Origin of the sequence: Kordia algicida OT-1 (assembly GCF_000154725.1) — a bacterium.
In the GTDB taxonomy this organism is placed as follows: domain Bacteria; phylum Bacteroidota; class Bacteroidia; order Flavobacteriales; family Flavobacteriaceae; genus Kordia; species Kordia algicida.
The window spans coordinates 2759051-2774652 of sequence record NZ_DS544873.1 but is presented as its reverse complement, the minus strand read 5'-3'; the positions used below and the strand labels follow the sequence as shown (position 1 = coordinate 2774652).

The following is a 15602-nucleotide window of genomic DNA, read 5'->3' as shown; positions in this document are numbered from 1 at the left end:
CGTTTTTGTTTTATTGAATCGGTTTGAAAAGGTCAATGATTTTCATGGCAGTCGTTGGTTAGTCCGTTTTTATTTTAATTCCCGCAAGCAAATAATCTGGATTGTCGGTTCCGAAAGTTAAAAATAAATACAAATAGTTTTCGTGAATGATCGGAGAAATAAATCCGCCTAAATGATCGGACGTCCATTCGTATTGTGGATATTTGTTGTGAATTGTCATCGGATTTACGATCAACGGACTGCGCTCATCATGAATCCATTTGTCATTTTCTAGCGAAAGCAAACCATATTCACGATTGAAAGAAGTCAAATATTCAGAGGGTAATTCTTCACTTCCTAATAAAATGTATAACTTTGAATTGAAGCTGATGTAACTTGCATCATCTGCTTTTCCGTGAAGGTATCCTGTTTCATCTTTGGCTTTTTGAATAATTGTACTAGAAATGATTCCTTTATTTTGATGAAACGCTTTAAGAATATTTTTTGTCGTGATTTCATGTACTTCCGTTTCTACAAACTTTTTACTTCTTCGATGGAATAAAACTCTGAAAATACCTTTATGTTTGGTAATGGCTAACGGAAAACTATTTTGATCTTCGCCATGCCATTCAGGAATGTTGATTTCTTTCGGTGCTTGTACAATTTCTAATTTCTTATTAAGAATCATGTACGCAGACGTATAATTTCCGTTAGATTGTTCTACGCCAAGCAACACCAGAAAAGTACCATTTTTTAGTGCTAACGGATTTCCTGTACTAAACACATTTCCCGCTTTTTTAGCGAAGGGAATTTGAGAAGTATCTAGTATTTTCTCATCGTGAAATGTCCAATTTTCCAAATCCGTACTTGTTGCATAATAAATCGCTCGTGTAGCATGTGCGCCAAAAACGACAGGTGTTAACAATACGTAATCGTTCTTTGCTCTTTGGATGATTCCACCGGCTTGAATATAATTGATGTATTCGTCTTTAATGTGTGTTGGATAGGTTTAAACAGCGGATTGTTTCCGATAATTTTATAGTTTGTAAACGGATTGAAAAATTCCAAAGTTTCGCCTTCATCCATGTTAAAAACACCTGAAAACGTTTCGCCAAGCGTAATCCAACCAGTTTTTATATCTACGTTTTTAATTTCAACAATCGTAGAAGCTTCTTCGCTTTGCGTGATAAACCAAGATTCGTTTCCTGTTGCTTTTACCAATAAATTTTCCAGTTGTGTATAATTCGTTTTAATGCGATTGTTTTCTTCGTCAATTTCAATAATATGTATTGGATTTGCTCTCGCGATATTACTTTCCGTATCAGAAATCAGGCAATTTGCAAAAACCTCATTGAGTGTTTTTTGCGCGTGAAGTGACAGACTTAAAAGGATGGTTAGAAAGAGAATAATTTTTTTCATCGTTTTTATAGATACGGCAAGAAAGGTAGGTAAATTTTAGATGATGTGGAAGTATAGAGAATTGTGATTCTTTATCAATACTTATACATCTCCAATTCATCAAAATCTTTAATTTCAGATAGTTTGATTAGTTTTTCAATTTTTACGTCTTTCCAAGTTTCCTTGAATACTTCATCTCCACCTTCTGCATCTTGATTGGTATTTTCTCGGATTAATTTCTTTTTGGTTAAAAAGTTAATGCTTATTTCACTCAGCGTTACAGGTCCGCGATTGCTACTTTCATCATAACCAATGAGTTTAAAGTTAGCTTCTTGGAATCGGAATGTATAGCTCCAAAATCCATATCGTCCGTGACCGTAATGAACGATTAAATTTCCTCGTTTGAATTCAATAGAAAGTTGCGGCGGAAAATAAACGCCTCCATCTTCATTTTCAGAAGAAAAACAGTTGTAGTTTTTATCCGCAAGCTGATATCCGTTCTTGTGTTTAAATAATATGATAATTCCGCGTCTGTTTCTGTCTACTTCTTTGTCAAATCGATTGAAGACAATATTCTTTTTATCAACTTTTTTTATGATGAGTACACAATCTTCTTGTTTATCCTTGTTCAAGTCACCAAAATATTCTTCAAATTTTACATATCCTTCGGGAATGAAATCAGCAGGCTTTTTATGTTGTGCGTTACAGCCAAAAACGACTACTAGAAAGAAGAATGCTATTTTTAAAAATTGATCCATTTTACAGATTTGAATTATACTCTAATTTAGCAAATAAATAACGGATGGAAAATTTGCGAGGATTTTTGTAAATCGGCTAGAACTAGCAATTAATTATACGCGTAGTTAGCCATAGTTATTTTTCATTTGCTTTTATAAATTCAGATATAATTAAGTCGTTATTCATTCGAGCATTTTCGACAGATTCCATACCATTAAAATCAAGATAATAGCTTCCATAAACTAAGTGGTTTTTGATATTTATTAAGTTATAAACATAAACAACTATGTAACTATGGTCGTCTGAATAAGGTTTTATTAATTTAATTGCAGAATATGTTTTCGGTATTTTGCTATATTCTTGAAGTAAGTATGGCTTATCAGCAGTAATGAATGTTGAGTCTGAATATGCTTTATTAATTGCATCCTCAACTTCAATTGCTTTTACTGACGCTTTGTTCATTTGAATGTCAAAAATCCTTTTTAAATCATAATCTTTGATTTTTCGTTTTTGCTCTTTGTCTCGTATAAAAAACAAACAATAATCGGTAAAGTCAATGTAATCTATACTGTCTTTTCTTTTTGCAGTTTCATTATTAAGATAGACACCAATAATTGTAGTTCCGCTGTTTGAGTTTTCGTCAAAGCGTTTTTTAACCAGTTCGTAAGAATAAAGTTCGCTCCAATTATTTAATTCAGGCAATTCGATATTAATTCTTTCAGTTTCATTTAATTCCGCTGTAATATTCGAATTTGAGGAAGTGTCTTTGCAACTTATTAATCCAAGTAATAAAATTATGATGGCTTTTCTCAATGGTTGGGTTTTATTATGGCTAACGGTTTTGTATGTGAAAAGTAGCGGGTTTTACTCACGGACTTTTCGGTTTGGTACTGCCAGAAATTTATAAAATTCATTTTCAATTAAGCACTTAAACCGCTAATTTTTATATACGTTGTTGTACGCTAGCTTTTTTCCATTTTCTATTATTCTACATTGTTCAAATTTCATTTCGGGATAAGCATCATTTGCCCAATCACTTAACATCTTTAAAACGGGTAAAAGTCCAACTGCTTTTTCGGTTAATGAATATTCAACTCTTGGTGGAATTTCAGCAAAAGACTGTCTTAAAAGCAATCCATCGTTTTCTAATTCTTTAAGCTGATTAGTCAGCACCTTTTTTGATATTGTAGGTATTAGAGTATTCAGCATCCCAAATCGCATAGAACCATTTGACAATAAATATAAAATAATTGGTTTCCATTTATTGCCAATTATGTTCATTGTATGAACAAGGGAACATGCATTTGGATTGTCTATATATTTTCTTGCCATTAGTTACTTTTGGGTTACCACTATTTGTTCAATTGAAAACTAAATAGTTTCGTTTTTAAACTAATATCAGTTTCTTTGTGAAACAAATATAATTAAAATTTTAAAATGAAAAATATTTTTATAATCAACGGTCATCAGAAATATCCATTTTCTGAAGGAAAATTAAACGCAACTTTAACTGAAAAAGCGGAAAGCTACTTTAAGAGCAATGGTTACAATATCAAGAAGACTACAATGGAAGATAATTATGATGTCAATGAAGAAATTGAAAAATTTAAATGGGCAGATGTGGTCTTTTTTCAAACACCTTTAAATTGGATGGGTGTAAGCTGGTCATTTAAAAAATACATTGATGAAGTATTTTCGATGGGTATGATGGGCGAAATGTCTGATGGTGATGGCAGAAGTAAAGAAGCTCCAAAAAAGAACTATGGATTAGGTGGAAAGTTAAACGGAAAGTATATGATGTCAGTAACGGCTAATGCACCAAAAGAAGCTTTTAATAATCCAGAGGAAACATTTTTTAATGGAATAAGCGAAGATGAGCTTTTAAAACCAATGCATCTAAATTTTAAATGGTTTGGTTTTGAACCATTACCAACATTTATGGCATATGATGTAATGAAAAACCCAGAAATAGAGAATGATTTTAATCGTTTTGAAAATCATTTAAAAGCAAACTTTTAAAGTATTTATTATGAATAGACCAACACCAAAACATATAGCACCAGATTTGCAATTTCCATTATTAGATGGAAATCAATGGAATTTAGCAGACCAAAATCCAGACAATTTTACTTTGGTTGTTTTTTATCGAGGGTTACATTGTCCACTATGCAAAAAGTATTTACAACAATTACAAGAATTGCTACCTGAATTTGAGCAAAGAGGCGTTAATGTAGTAGCGGTAAGTATGGATACAGAAAAAAGAGCAAGACTTTCTCGACAAAAGTGGGAACTACCAAATATTAGTTTGGGATATGAGTTACCTGAAACCGCAGCAAGAGATTGGGCCTTATATTTAAGTGCAGGTGTTAAAGATGGAGAACCAAGTAAGTTTAGTGAACCAGGATTATTTTTAATTGACAATAATGATCAAGTTTATTATTCAGCTATAAACAGTAACCCTTGGGGAAGACCATATCTTCCTTCTTTTGTAAAAGCGGTAGATTACATTATTACAGCACATTATCCAGCTCGTGGAGAAATGTTATAACTTTACATTATGGATGCAACAACAAAAGAAAGACTGATTCGTCTTGCAGAAGAGGAAATCCCAATTCATAAACATTTTGGTTTAAAAGTTGATACCGTTGAAAAGGATTTCATAAGAGTACGAGTGCCTTTTCGAAAGGATTTAGTTGGTGATATCCGTACCAATCATTGGCATGGAGGAATTATTGCTACGATTTTGGATTCTGTTGGTGGTGCAATTGGTATAGCCAATTTTAATTCAGCAGAAGACAAGCTGTCAACAATAGATTTGCGAGTAGATTATTTAAGATTTGCAGATGGAAAAGATTTAATCTTTGAAGGAAAGTTGGTCAGAATGGGAAACCGAATTATGGTGACCAAAATGAAAGCATTTCAAGAGGATGTATTAGTAGCTGAAGGAAAAGGAGTGTATAATTTTATACGTTCAAAAAAATAATTTCTATTGAAGAAAACATTCAAATATTTAGTTCAAAATAGGCATGCCACATGGTTGGAGCTTTTTTTTGATTTGGTTTTTGTGTCCAGTATAGGTATTGTTACGCATCAACTTGCACATACGCATCACAATCATATAGATCCTAATCAAATTTGGATGTTTCCTCTACAATTCCTATCTATTTGGTGGATTTGGACACTACATACCTTATTCGCTAATCGTTTTGATACAGACAGTAGATACCATAGAATTTCAAGTTTGGCTATCATGTTTTTAATGATAACAATGACTGCCTTTTTAGGTAGTAGTTTATTTGAAAACTATGGGATGTTTATTGGCTTTTATGCAGTTATTCAAATAATTATTGCGGGCTTGTATATTAATTCTACTAAAGCACTTAATGAGTCAAAAGAGTATGCTAATAAAAGTGGTTTAATAATAATTATTGGGACAATTATTACTGGTACCTCATTTCTCTTTCCTGATCCTTACAGAGAAATTACTTTAGTTTTAGGAATCGTCTTTGAAATGATAGCTTTTGTTATTGTAAGCAAAAACAAGGCCGTACGTCCAGTTCATAAAGAGCATTTAGTTGAAAGAATTGGTCTTCTTTCCATTATACTGTTGGGTGAATCTATTATTAACCTGAGTTCGATTAATATTCAGGATAGTTTTACTACCAAAAAAAGATAGATTTTTAGTAAATTAAAGTGTTGAAATTCAATTTATTAATCTAAAAATCTATCTATGGTTTCTTTTTCTAAAATTACGGAAATATTTTGTATTGTTGATGAATTCTGCAAAGAATATGATCAAATAGTTGATAAATCGCTACTTGGTAATGCTCCCAAACGACCTCCAATAATGTCAAAAAGTGAAATTATTACCATTACAATACTTTTTCATTTAAGTGGTTTTAGAACTTTTAAGCACTTCTATATATTTTATATTCAGAAGCACATGCAGGAAGAATTCCCTAAAACTATATCTTACAACAGATTTGTCGAACAAATGCAAAGTAATTTAATGGCTATGACTTTATTTTTGAAGACTTGTTGTCTTGGTGATTGTACTGGGATTTCTTTTGTGGATTCCACACCTATTAGAGTCTGTAAAAACAAGCGTATCAAACGCAATAAGGTATTTAAAGGAATAGCCAACACTGGAAAGTCTACTATGGGATGGTTTTATGGATTTAAACTTCACATCGTCATAAATGATAAAGGCGAAATCCTAACCTTTACAATTACACAAGCCAGTGAAGATGATAGAACACCACTAAAACAAGAACGATTTTTAGACAAAATATTTGGAAAACTATTTGCTGACAAAGGATATATAGGCAAAGAACTAGCCAAATTACTATTCATTGATGGCGTACAACTGATCACCAATATTAAAAATAATATGAAAAACGCGCTGTTGACAATATCAGATAAAATACTGCTTAGAAAAAGATCCGTAATAGAAACGGTCAACGATGAACTTAAAAATATTTGTCAAGTAGAGCATTCAAGACATAGAAGTTTTGAAAACTTTCTTAGCAATCTAATTGCAGGATTGATAGCTTACAGCTTTTTACCTAAAAAACCACAAATTAGATTTCAGTCAAATAATAGTAATCAAATTTACTTGTTTTAATAATCGAACTCAGGTTATTAGTTTAACAACAGCCTTAAGAAATATTAATTGGGATGCACTGAGTATCATTGCTGCCGTAACTGGATTTATAATGATAGGATTAATCTGGTGGATTTATTATGATAGCTTTCATGTAATGGAAAGATTAAAAGCAATGAAGCATGGTTTTACGCTCATTTATTCTCACTTCTTTCTTGCTATGGGATTTGTAATATTAGCGAATGTCATCAGACATGCTATTTTGAATGATTTAAGCCAAAACGATTTTAGGATACTGGCAATAGTAGGAATGTGTTTCTTTTATGTAGGAAAACAAACCATATACTTTAAATTTTTACCACCTTTCAGAAAACCAATAGTTATCAATACACTTATTTGTGTTTTTATAACAGTGGGTTCAACGTTTCTTCCAAAAATTGAATACGCACTTATAGGAATAACAATTGGAATGTTATACTACACAATAGGGAATTTTAAGTTTACATTGACAAAGGACGTGTCGAGGTTTTTGGATTAATAATGATTTGAAATAGTCTTTCAGCTTGCGTACAACAGTATTGGCTATGAGTAGTTGCGAGGATTTTCAGAAGTAGGCGAGAAACAGCAATTACTTATAGCCATTGTGCCTGTTGCACAAGTCTAAGATATTGAATAATTACGTATCTTACTATATGCAAGGCAAGAAAGTCTATCAAGAAAAATTATTCAATAATTTTCAAAATAAAGTCACTATTTGTCAACCATAGCTGGATTTTAAGCGGTACTAATTTTAAGTGTCAATAGGAAAACTCAAAAGAAAGGCACTCTTAAAAGTGCTAAGAATGCCCTATTTTTTTGAAATTATAAGGTTGTGCAATGGTTACCATTGTTGGCAAACGTTATTTGTTAACTGTAGTAACTTTAGATCCATATGAGTAAATTAATATGTCTTTATTATTTGTAACAAAAGTGATTTTTGCTAAATGGTAATTTTCATTTTCTTCTGGTAGAATACTAATAGTATCTAAAAAAACATTTGAGTTTATAACCAAATCTTTATGAATTGATTTTAAAGCCTTTTGAAAATTAGATCTTAAACCCGTATTAGGTTTCTCAAAATATTCTATTGTTTTTTCTTCTTTTTCTGTGGCATCATGAATAAAAGACGCTATGATGCCCTTAAACCTAATTAGTGCCATCTCTGGATTGTCTTCTACATTGGCCCCAATATATTCATCGTATGCCTTTAAGGGCTTTTCTGCAAATTCGGGCACTATTATAAAGGAATCAAACTCTCTAGACATAAAATAGTATTATTCATTTACTTTAATTAGTTAAACAAGAAAGGAGATTATCACAATCTGAATGAAAGCCAAATCTAACATTAATTTTTCTTTTCATTTTCTTTACGAATTTTTACGTAGTTTATTTTAAATTTATGTCTATAACTCTTTTTGTATTTGCCATCTTTGGTGTGGTAAAAAGTAATAAAGTTACTTTCTAGATCCAAGTAAATTCGAGTCTTTTCTCCTTCTTGGTTAGTTACATGAAAAGTGATACTCCTTTTGTTATTATCGTCAACTTCATATTTTATGATGTGAAATACTTCTTTTGTCTCTCCCAATTTTTTTATGATGGTTTTGGCAACTTCGTCTATTACAATTTCAAAAGTTCCTTCTGGTTTGTTTTCCCACCAACAAGGTAGTAATCCATTAACCTCATGTTCTATAACTTTAGGATCAGTAGATCCTTCACAATTACACGCACACTATTTTTTTTCAGCATTAAAATATAGAGTTTGAGCTTTACTTTGGTTGCCAATTACTACAAGTACTAGAAAGAATAAGATTTGTTTTAGATACATGATGTTTTTTTATTAAGTGGGTGGAAATATTATTATTGATATTTGAAAGTGATGTCTTTTGTTTTTTCAAAAATCACTTGGCTTGCTCATTTTCAAAATACAGGCATTATTTGGTAACCATAGCTGGATTTTAAGCGGTACTAATTTTAAGTGTCAATAGGAAACTCAAAAGAAAGGCACTCTTAAAAGTACTAAGAATGCCTTGTTTTTTGTAGAATTATGGGCTTGTGCAACGGTTACCGGTGTTGTACACCGTTTTTATTTTTTCAATTTCTGTTATTATTTCAGTTATCTCGTATCCTTTGTCAACATAAATTAAATGACATTTATGTTTTTCGCAAAGTTGTTTTTTTCTTTTATCTCTTTCTACAGTTTTTTCAAATGCTTCTTGTCCACCAAAAAATTCGATTGGTTCATAATGTTGAGCACCTTGATATTCAATTCCGATGTTTAACTTTGGTAAATAAATATCCAAATGTTGGCGTCCAAGCCACTTTGGTGATGCGTGATGTATAACTTCATCATTTTTAAAATAGTCCGATATTTTATAAAATAACTCTGTTTCACTTATCCAACCTTCTCCAACTTTTGGCATTCCAATAGTTTCTCTATATAAATCTTCAGCTTGTTTTAAAATTAATCTGCATTGATTAAAGATTGATTTCTCAACTACGTGAGGAAATAAACTTTTATAACCTGATTCAGCTTGATAATCATCTATTGCTTTGTAATGTTCATATTCTGCTTTTGATAAGAAAAAATCTTCGTAATATGCCGAATCGTATTCAGATATGATTTGTATGTTTGGCTTTTTAAAAAGTCCAAATAATGATTTTTTGTTGGTAATTTCAACTGTTTTTGTGGTTGTTATTGGTTTACCATCTTTAACAAATAGATTGAAGAATTCAGTTCCTTTTTCAAGTTTATATTTTTCAAGTTGTTGGTTGGCAAAAGGTTTTATTTCGTTTATGTTTTTCTGTCCAAACTCGGTTAAATGACTAAATCCACCAAGTTTTGCAATTAGGTCGCCATTTAATAATTCTCGGTTTAGTTTATTTTCATATTCAATGATTTTTTGTACATTGATATAATCTTTTTGTGAAACTAAATCCCATGCTTTTTCATAATTTCCCAACTTTTCTAATTTTTCTATTATCGCAGATTCTCCATATATTTTTGTTTTAGGATAATATTTTGCAAGTTTTTTTAGATGACTTTGCAATTCTTTTGTGTCTGAATTATGATTTTCTAATAAGTCATAAAATAGAATGAAGGAATAATTATCGTTGCCTTTTATGTCAATGTATTTATCGTTTAGAAAATGTTTTTTATATACTCTATAAAATGCTAATTGTTCCGAATTTGCTTCTCCAATTTCTCTAAATGAATAAACGTATTTATGTTTCCAATGAGGAACTGGGTTATCATAATCGAAATATCCCATTTCACTTTTTGGCAAAATTTTCTTTCTTGTTTTACTATCGTTCCAAAATTTAATTTTACCTTTTACAATCAGATTAGCAAGGTCAATTTCTTTTTCTATTCTTTTTGGCAAAAACAGGTCGCCACCAACAAATTCTAATGAACCTAAATTCCTGATATTAGTATCTCTCAAGCTTAATTTACCGCCAACTTTTTTTAAAGCACCTAAATCTTCAACATTCGAGTATCTTAAAATTAAATCTCCACCAACAAATTCCAAGTTGTCTAATGATTTGATATTTGAGAATACAATATTTGTGCTAATAAAGAGATTTCCTTTGACTTCTTTTAGAGTCCCAAAACTTTCAATAGTTGAATCACTTATTCCAAGAAACCCATTTACTTTTTCAACTTTCTCAAGTTTTTTAATGTTTTCTCCTCTAATTATTATATCAGAATGAATTTCATTTTTGGTAATGATTTTCTTTAAATCAGCAGTTGTAAATATGTCTGTTGGATTGTAGTTCAATGGTTTTCGTCAAATGGTGTACAACGTATGTATATACCGAATTCGGTATATCATACCAATATTAAGTAATAACAGGAACTCATTTCTCAACAACTTCCTGTTATTTCCCATAAATGTAAAACAAAACCCACACATACACAATGTGGTTTTCCGTAAATAAAGTAAAATAACACATGAGTTTCTAAAAAGTATAGATTCCTACCTTTATTTCGGCAAGCTCAGCATGAACGCAGGAATGACAAAATTACGGTACTTTGAAGTTACTGAATGTATGCAAAACATAAACATTCCATTAAAAACACGAAAAATATCATTTTGCGAATTCCGCAATAAAAACATCAATTTTTATAGTTTTATTGAAGAATTCTCAATAAAAATGACCCCGAAACCTTCTCGCAGCAATGCAACAAGCTTTCGGGAAGTCCCGAAACGTTCTCGCAGCGGTGCAACAAGCTTTCGGGAAGTCCCGAAACGTTCTCGCAGCAATGCAACAAGCTTTCGGGAAAACCCGAAACGTTCTCGCAGACCTGCAACAAGCTTTCCAACGCGTTGGAAACGTTCCTGCAGACCTGCGAGACGCTTTCAAACGTGTTTAACGTGAGTTCGACGTAAGAATTTTAGTTTGAAACTTTTCTTTTCCGCAGTATAGCAGGAGTTTTTCGTTAAAAATTTTCGAAACCTTGGAGAAATGTTAACTCATGAACTCCATAACAGAAAATAGAACATGGTGAACTAAAATTTAGAAAAACTCATGCGGTTTTAGTTTTTCCCTAAAAGAAAAACTAAAAATACCTCTGGAAATCAAAGATTCATGAGTTCCATAATTGGAAATAGAAATCATACGAACTAAAAGTTCCCTTTCTTTTGTTGATGCCTGTGCTGAACTTGATTCAGTATTCTTTGGGTAAGCAAAGAAAACGAAAATAAAACCTTAAAAATGAATTATATAGCAGAATTATTTCTAAAATTACTATAAATGTAAATTGAATGATTTATATCGAACTGATGTTATTTAAATCGTTCTCGCAACTGTGCAACACGAAAACTTCTTGCTTTTTTAAGAAAAATGGACTTAATACTCAAATTCGTCTCGAATGATTTTATGTTTTTCTCGACGCTGTTTTTTGATGCGATCTGATTTTTCTTTTGCTGCAACATCATTCTTATCAGATGCAAACCATACGTGATTTTCAGCCAATCGAGAACCTTGTTTAATCATAATTCTGTTGTACGGACAGTCTTTATAGCCGCAATTGTGTTTGGAATAGTCGCCAAAGTTTCGATGTTTTAACTTCTTATCAGAAAGAATTTTTTGTTGTCCCGCTCGGATATCATCCCAAATTTGAGCTTCATCAGCAACCGTTAATTCCATTCCTAATGTTGTTAATTCAAAATAGGTAAAAGGATCTTTTAATTGATAAAAGTTGAAGGTTTTCTGAAAAATAGTATTTGCATATTCGCGTACTTCAATTTTATCATCTAACGAAAGTTTTTCATTCTCACGGATAGAACGGTACATTCCTAAAGTATTGAAATCTGTATACTTTTTGTAATTATCTATATAATGGAAATAGTCACTTTTACTAAGTGTATTGAATCGTTTTCCGATTTTCATGTTTAAAAAGGTAAAAAATATCAAAAACCAGTCATCAACCAATCAATATTCATATATAGAATATACAACATATGTACTCCTGCGATAACAAAGGCAAAGGTTTTCTTTTGTTTGTCTTTTATGGCAGCAGCTAGTAAAAATATAGTAGCTCCACCTATGATACTTAGCAAGATAAATCCGTATTGTGCTGGTGCTTCGTACCAATTAGGAACAAATTTTCGTATCGCAAAACTGATAATTTCATTAAAAAGTAAATATCCTAAAAAGATCATGATGAAGGTGTCGGAAGATTTACTCGTAGTTGTTTGCTTGCTTGGAAATAAGTTGGTTCCGCAGTTGATGCAAAATTGCTGAATGCCTTTTACTTCTGTATTACAGTTTGGACAATGCATAGGTGTCATTTTAGTTTTTATAATCTCTTACTTCTATTACTTGTGTATTGGCAGCTTTATCACCTAATCGTCTTCCATCTTCGGCAGCCAAAACCATGATGGGTTCTATAAGCCAACCTACATACGGAATGAAGCCAAGTAAGGTCATTACAATATTACGTGTAAACGATTGCCCGTAGTCGCAAGGTTTGTTGGTTGGTAAATGTATAACCATGAGTCCGACAGCTTTCTTTCCCCAACTTTGTCCATCGCCAATTCCGTCTTTAATAAAACCATATACTAGAGGAATTAAATATAATAAAGCGGCTAATATAAAGTAAACTCCAGCGGCTGCTTCACTACCACGATAGCTATCCATTTCTGAAAAACCAGCGACCAAAAATATGATAGAAGGAATGGCTAATCCTATAGTTATCAACAAATCTAAAAGGTAAGCTCCAAAACGATTTCCTGCTGAAGCTTTCATATATTGGTCATTGTTGTAAGGATTATTCCTGCTATTCCCGTAGTTTGGTGGTGGTAAATTTTGTTGTGATCGTTGTTGATATTGGTTTCGTCCTTGCGATTGATTTTGTTGCTGACTATATCCGTGTGGCGGTGTTTGTGAACTTGATGTTGTTGACGAAATAGTTGTGATAGAACCACCATCTTTTGGGCAAAACTTTACATCACTTGAATATTCTGTAGCACAAACTACACATTTTCGAATTGTTTTTGAAGGAGCTGATAGTGGAGTCCCGTCAATATCGCAAAATTTTGAACCTTCAGGAAATACTTTACTACATGTTGGACACGTAATTTTTTTTTCAGTTTCTAGTGCAAAGTTATATCCGCAGTTTTTGCAAAATTTCGCTCCTACCGTATTGATATTATTGCATTTAGGACAGGTTTTGGTATTCATGTAAAGTCGTTTTGTTAGTTGTCTTAAAAATAGGAGAAGTGTAAAATAATGATTCTCAGCTTGCTTTTATTTTGTCTAAAAGTAAAACAAAGATTATAGATATGCAATGTGAATTCCCGTAATGCAGTATAGAAAACGATGTTATTGTTTGATTTTGAGTATAATTTATTGAAGTGATTTAAACTTTTCGGGTTTAAGCGAAAATTAGAAGTTTTAAGTACTGTTGAAGGCTTTTTTGAGTTTCATAGCGGCGCTACGGAACGAAAAAAAGACGAAAACAGGGCTGAAAACAGTAATTTTTTAGCAAATCAAAAAAGTTTAAATCACTTCATTGTATAAAATCATTCAAAAACAACCTCATCAATATAAATAGATTGATAAAAACCGCTACTTGAAGAAAAAAGCACAAAACCTGAACGAATACAACTTAAATCTAATCGTTTGACTTTGATGGTGTATTTTTTCCATCGATCGGTAAGTTTTATTTCTTTCGATTTTTTTGCGGTATCTGGAAATGGTTTGTCTTTGTCAATCAATCCGAAACCAATGGTTGCATAAACACTATTGCTATCTGCTTTTGCCCAAAATGAAAACTTTTTGGCACCTTCAATCTCATAACCTCCTAAGGTGTTTCCCCAATCATTTTTAGGATCAACAAAAGCAATTCCGTACCAACCACTTCGTTCTTTATAAGCTATTTTAATAGCATGCTCGCCAGCATACACTTCTTCTGTGTTTTTGACATCTACTGATAAAGCTTTGTAATTGCCCATATAACCTGTTGGTAAATAAGGCAATTCGTCTCCATCTTTATATACGTAGAATGGAAGTGTGGCTTTTGGGACAAGGTATTTCTTATTTTTCATTTCGGAATCGGTTACTGAAATTCCTGTAGAAGCAATGCCAATATTATTGAATGTATCTTTTACATTTACATATATTTTTAGTGAACCATGTACTTTAGGAACTTGAATTTCAAAGCCATCTACAAGCGAACCTCTATAGGTAAGCTCGTTAATTTGTTTTCTTCGTTTGCGACTTCCTGTATGTTGATTGTAATGAAAGCTAACTTCTAAATCATCGTTTTCTGCATCAATAACGTCTAAATTTACAGGAATCCAAGTGCCACTTTTAAATGTTTCGTTTGCTATTGAAAATGTCTTGATACTCGGAATAGCGTTTGTTGGTTCTTTCCCTGTGTAAGCTTTTCGAATTCCCCAATATGTTGGACGATACGAACCTTTGTGATGCGTAAATAACCAAGGTGAAGCATATTCGTTGCCATTGCTATAATGAAATATGTAAACGCCTAAACAGTTAGTTTTATTCTGGATCCAATTTTGATAACCATTAACAATGGCACTGTATTTTTCTTCGTCTGATGGTTCTACTTTTACACCGTTGATTTCAGCTTTAATATCCCATTCGCCCGTTACATTAAATTCGGTAATCACGTAAGGTTTATCAATGTTTCTTTTTGATAATTCTTCCGAAAGGAAATCGGCACCAGCACCATAACAATTCAATCCATAAACATCAATGGAAGGCACATATTTCTCCCACCAATCGAGTCCAAAAGTCCAAGCTTCTGTAGAACTAATTGGGTGATTTTGATCGATCTTTTTAATATTACTACACAAACGTTCTAGAAATTTAGAATAAGCTTCTTTCTCGGCGTCGGTTGCTATGTTGAGGTACACTTCGTTTCCAATTCCCCACGCCAATACCGCAGGATGATTTTTATATTTCTCTACCACTTTTATGGAATGATTGTACATGGTTTCCATACCTTCCGTATCTTCTAGATAATCAAAGCTGTCATCGTCTTCCATGCCAGGACGTCCGTGTCGCATCCAAATACCAACCATGACTTTGATGTTGTGTTTTTCTGCCGTATTTAAAAGTTTTTCGGTATGTTCTCCCGTTGCCCAAGTCCGAATCGTATTTACACCAAGTGCTTTCAAGTCTTTAAAATACAGGTCGTAATTTGCAGTATCATTATCATGTCCAAACGTCACACCTTTTACTGTAAAAGGTTTTCCGTTAACCATAAAACTCCATGTAGTATCTTTTTTTTCTAGGGTAACTTGTGCGTTTGCGAGAAAACAACAAAAGCAGAGGAGAAGTAGGGGAAAAATAAAACGAATTATTATTTTCATAT

18 protein-coding genes are annotated in these 15602 nt (G+C 32.2%); 7 read left to right on the top strand and 11 right to left on the bottom strand.

Annotation, left to right across the window (positions count from 1 at the left end; translation table 11 throughout):
- Positions 1-58: 58 nt before the first annotated feature.
- The 5 genes from KAOT1_RS11750 to KAOT1_RS11730 form a co-directional block, all read right to left on the bottom strand.
- Positions 59-904 carry a hypothetical protein gene (locus KAOT1_RS11750; protein ID WP_007095036.1) on the bottom strand — a complete coding sequence of 282 codons (846 nt, stop codon included), beginning with the start codon at positions 902-904 and terminating at the stop codon, positions 59-61.
- Entirely contained in the window at positions 898-1398 is a 501-nt protein-coding gene (locus tag KAOT1_RS11745) for a hypothetical protein (RefSeq protein ID WP_007095035.1), read from the bottom strand. Before KAOT1_RS11745 ends, KAOT1_RS11750 begins: the two co-directional genes overlap by 7 nt.
- A 74-nt stretch (positions 1399-1472) precedes the next feature.
- On the bottom strand, positions 1473-2135 hold the full coding sequence (locus KAOT1_RS11740; protein ID WP_007095034.1) for a hypothetical protein: 663 nt from the start codon (positions 2133-2135) through the stop codon (positions 1473-1475).
- Between the two features lie 115 nt (positions 2136-2250).
- Positions 2251-2928 (bottom strand): hypothetical protein, encoded by a 678-nt coding sequence (locus KAOT1_RS11735; RefSeq protein WP_007095033.1) that lies wholly within the window; start codon positions 2926-2928, stop codon positions 2251-2253.
- Between the two features lie 123 nt (positions 2929-3051).
- Entirely contained in the window at positions 3052-3447 is a 396-nt protein-coding gene (locus KAOT1_RS11730) for a winged helix-turn-helix transcriptional regulator (protein ID WP_007095032.1), read from the bottom strand.
- A 105-nt stretch (positions 3448-3552) separates the two neighbouring features.
- On the opposite strand from KAOT1_RS11730, the gene KAOT1_RS11725 reads away from it, so the two are divergent.
- The 6 genes from KAOT1_RS11725 to KAOT1_RS23775 are packed head-to-tail and all read left to right on the top strand — an operon-like array spanning position 3553 to position 7256.
- Positions 3553-4134 (top strand): NAD(P)H-dependent oxidoreductase, encoded by a 582-nt coding sequence (locus tag KAOT1_RS11725; RefSeq protein ID WP_007095031.1) that lies wholly within the window; start codon positions 3553-3555, stop codon positions 4132-4134.
- A gap of 10 nt (positions 4135-4144) precedes the next feature.
- Positions 4145-4663: a peroxiredoxin-like family protein gene (locus KAOT1_RS11720; RefSeq protein ID WP_007095030.1), complete on the top strand. Its 519-nt coding sequence runs from the start codon at positions 4145-4147 to the stop codon at positions 4661-4663.
- A 9-nt stretch (positions 4664-4672) separates the two neighbouring features.
- Entirely contained in the window at positions 4673-5098 is a 426-nt protein-coding gene (locus KAOT1_RS11715) for a hotdog fold thioesterase (RefSeq protein ID WP_007095029.1), read from the top strand.
- 6 nt (positions 5099-5104) lie between these two features.
- Positions 5105-5791 (top strand): low temperature requirement protein A, encoded by a 687-nt coding sequence (locus KAOT1_RS11710; RefSeq protein WP_007095028.1) that lies wholly within the window; start codon positions 5105-5107, stop codon positions 5789-5791.
- 54 nt (positions 5792-5845) lie between these two features.
- A complete protein-coding gene (locus tag KAOT1_RS11705) occupies positions 5846-6739 on the top strand; it encodes an IS982 family transposase (RefSeq protein WP_007093529.1) in 894 nt (297 codons plus the stop codon).
- Positions 6711-7256: a low temperature requirement protein A gene (locus KAOT1_RS23775; protein WP_083777305.1), complete on the top strand. Its 546-nt coding sequence runs from the start codon at positions 6711-6713 to the stop codon at positions 7254-7256. Before KAOT1_RS11705 ends, KAOT1_RS23775 begins: the two co-directional genes overlap by 29 nt.
- A gap of 361 nt (positions 7257-7617) precedes the next feature.
- On the opposite strand, the gene KAOT1_RS11695 is transcribed toward KAOT1_RS23775, so the two are convergent.
- Both KAOT1_RS11695 and KAOT1_RS11685 read right to left on the bottom strand, forming a co-directional pair.
- The gene (locus tag KAOT1_RS11695) at positions 7618-8022 is read right to left on the bottom strand and encodes a hypothetical protein (protein ID WP_007095026.1); all 405 of its coding nucleotides are present in this window, start codon (positions 8020-8022) and stop codon (positions 7618-7620) included.
- Positions 8023-8799: 777 nt separating this feature from the next.
- A complete protein-coding gene (locus KAOT1_RS11685) occupies positions 8800-10533 on the bottom strand; it encodes a hypothetical protein (RefSeq protein ID WP_007095023.1) in 1734 nt (577 codons plus the stop codon).
- A 401-nt stretch (positions 10534-10934) separates the two neighbouring features.
- Between KAOT1_RS11685 and KAOT1_RS11680 the strand changes: the two genes are divergently transcribed.
- On the top strand, positions 10935-11129 hold the full coding sequence (locus KAOT1_RS11680; RefSeq protein ID WP_007095022.1) for a hypothetical protein: 195 nt from the start codon (positions 10935-10937) through the stop codon (positions 11127-11129).
- A gap of 476 nt (positions 11130-11605) precedes the next feature.
- Here the strand turns inward: KAOT1_RS11680 and KAOT1_RS11675 are convergent, their stop codons facing one another.
- The 4 genes from KAOT1_RS11675 to KAOT1_RS11660 all read right to left on the bottom strand — a co-directional run bounded on the left by KAOT1_RS11675 (position 11606) and on the right by KAOT1_RS11660 (position 15600).
- Complete coding sequence (locus tag KAOT1_RS11675) at positions 11606-12148, bottom strand: hypothetical protein (RefSeq protein ID WP_007095021.1); 543 nt, start codon at positions 12146-12148, stop codon at positions 11606-11608.
- Positions 12149-12168: 20 nt separating this feature from the next.
- Positions 12169-12540, bottom strand: a complete 372-nt coding sequence (locus KAOT1_RS11670) for a zinc ribbon domain-containing protein (protein ID WP_162014343.1) — start codon at positions 12538-12540, stop codon at positions 12169-12171.
- 10 nt (positions 12541-12550) lie between these two features.
- Positions 12551-13441, bottom strand: a complete 891-nt coding sequence (locus KAOT1_RS11665) for an RDD family protein (RefSeq protein WP_007095019.1) — start codon at positions 13439-13441, stop codon at positions 12551-12553.
- Between the two features lie 341 nt (positions 13442-13782).
- Entirely contained in the window at positions 13783-15600 is a 1818-nt protein-coding gene (locus KAOT1_RS11660) for a glycoside hydrolase family 2 TIM barrel-domain containing protein (protein ID WP_040559509.1), read from the bottom strand.
- Positions 15601-15602: the final 2 nt, after the last annotated feature.

Excerpts from the sequence above, each read along its gene's own strand:
- KAOT1_RS11745 (WP_007095035.1), bottom strand. The coding sequence starts at position 1,398 with ATGAAAAAAATTATTCTCTTTCTAACCATCCTTTTAAGTCTGTCACTT.
- KAOT1_RS11740 (WP_007095034.1), bottom strand. The coding sequence starts at position 2,135 with ATGGATCAATTTTTAAAAATAGCATTCTTCTTTCTAGTAGTCGTTTTT.
- KAOT1_RS11730 (WP_007095032.1), bottom strand. The coding sequence starts at position 3,447 with ATGGCAAGAAAATATATAGACAATCCAAATGCATGTTCCCTTGTTCAT.
- KAOT1_RS11725 (WP_007095031.1), top strand. The coding sequence starts at position 3,553 with ATGAAAAATATTTTTATAATCAACGGTCATCAGAAATATCCATTTTCT.
- KAOT1_RS11720 (WP_007095030.1), top strand. The coding sequence starts at position 4,145 with ATGAATAGACCAACACCAAAACATATAGCACCAGATTTGCAATTTCCA.
- KAOT1_RS11715 (WP_007095029.1), top strand. The coding sequence starts at position 4,673 with ATGGATGCAACAACAAAAGAAAGACTGATTCGTCTTGCAGAAGAGGAA.
- KAOT1_RS11705 (WP_007093529.1), top strand. The coding sequence starts at position 5,846 with ATGGTTTCTTTTTCTAAAATTACGGAAATATTTTGTATTGTTGATGAA.
- KAOT1_RS11695 (WP_007095026.1), bottom strand. The coding sequence starts at position 8,022 with ATGTCTAGAGAGTTTGATTCCTTTATAATAGTGCCCGAATTTGCAGAA.
- KAOT1_RS11680 (WP_007095022.1), top strand. The coding sequence starts at position 10,935 with ATGCAACAAGCTTTCGGGAAGTCCCGAAACGTTCTCGCAGCGGTGCAA.
- KAOT1_RS11675 (WP_007095021.1), bottom strand. The coding sequence starts at position 12,148 with ATGAAAATCGGAAAACGATTCAATACACTTAGTAAAAGTGACTATTTC.
- KAOT1_RS11670 (WP_162014343.1), bottom strand. The coding sequence starts at position 12,540 with ATGCATTGTCCAAACTGTAATACAGAAGTAAAAGGCATTCAGCAATTT.
- KAOT1_RS11665 (WP_007095019.1), bottom strand. The coding sequence starts at position 13,441 with ATGAATACCAAAACCTGTCCTAAATGCAATAATATCAATACGGTAGGA.
- KAOT1_RS11660 (WP_040559509.1), bottom strand. The coding sequence starts at position 15,600 with ATGAAAATAATAATTCGTTTTATTTTTCCCCTACTTCTCCTCTGCTTT.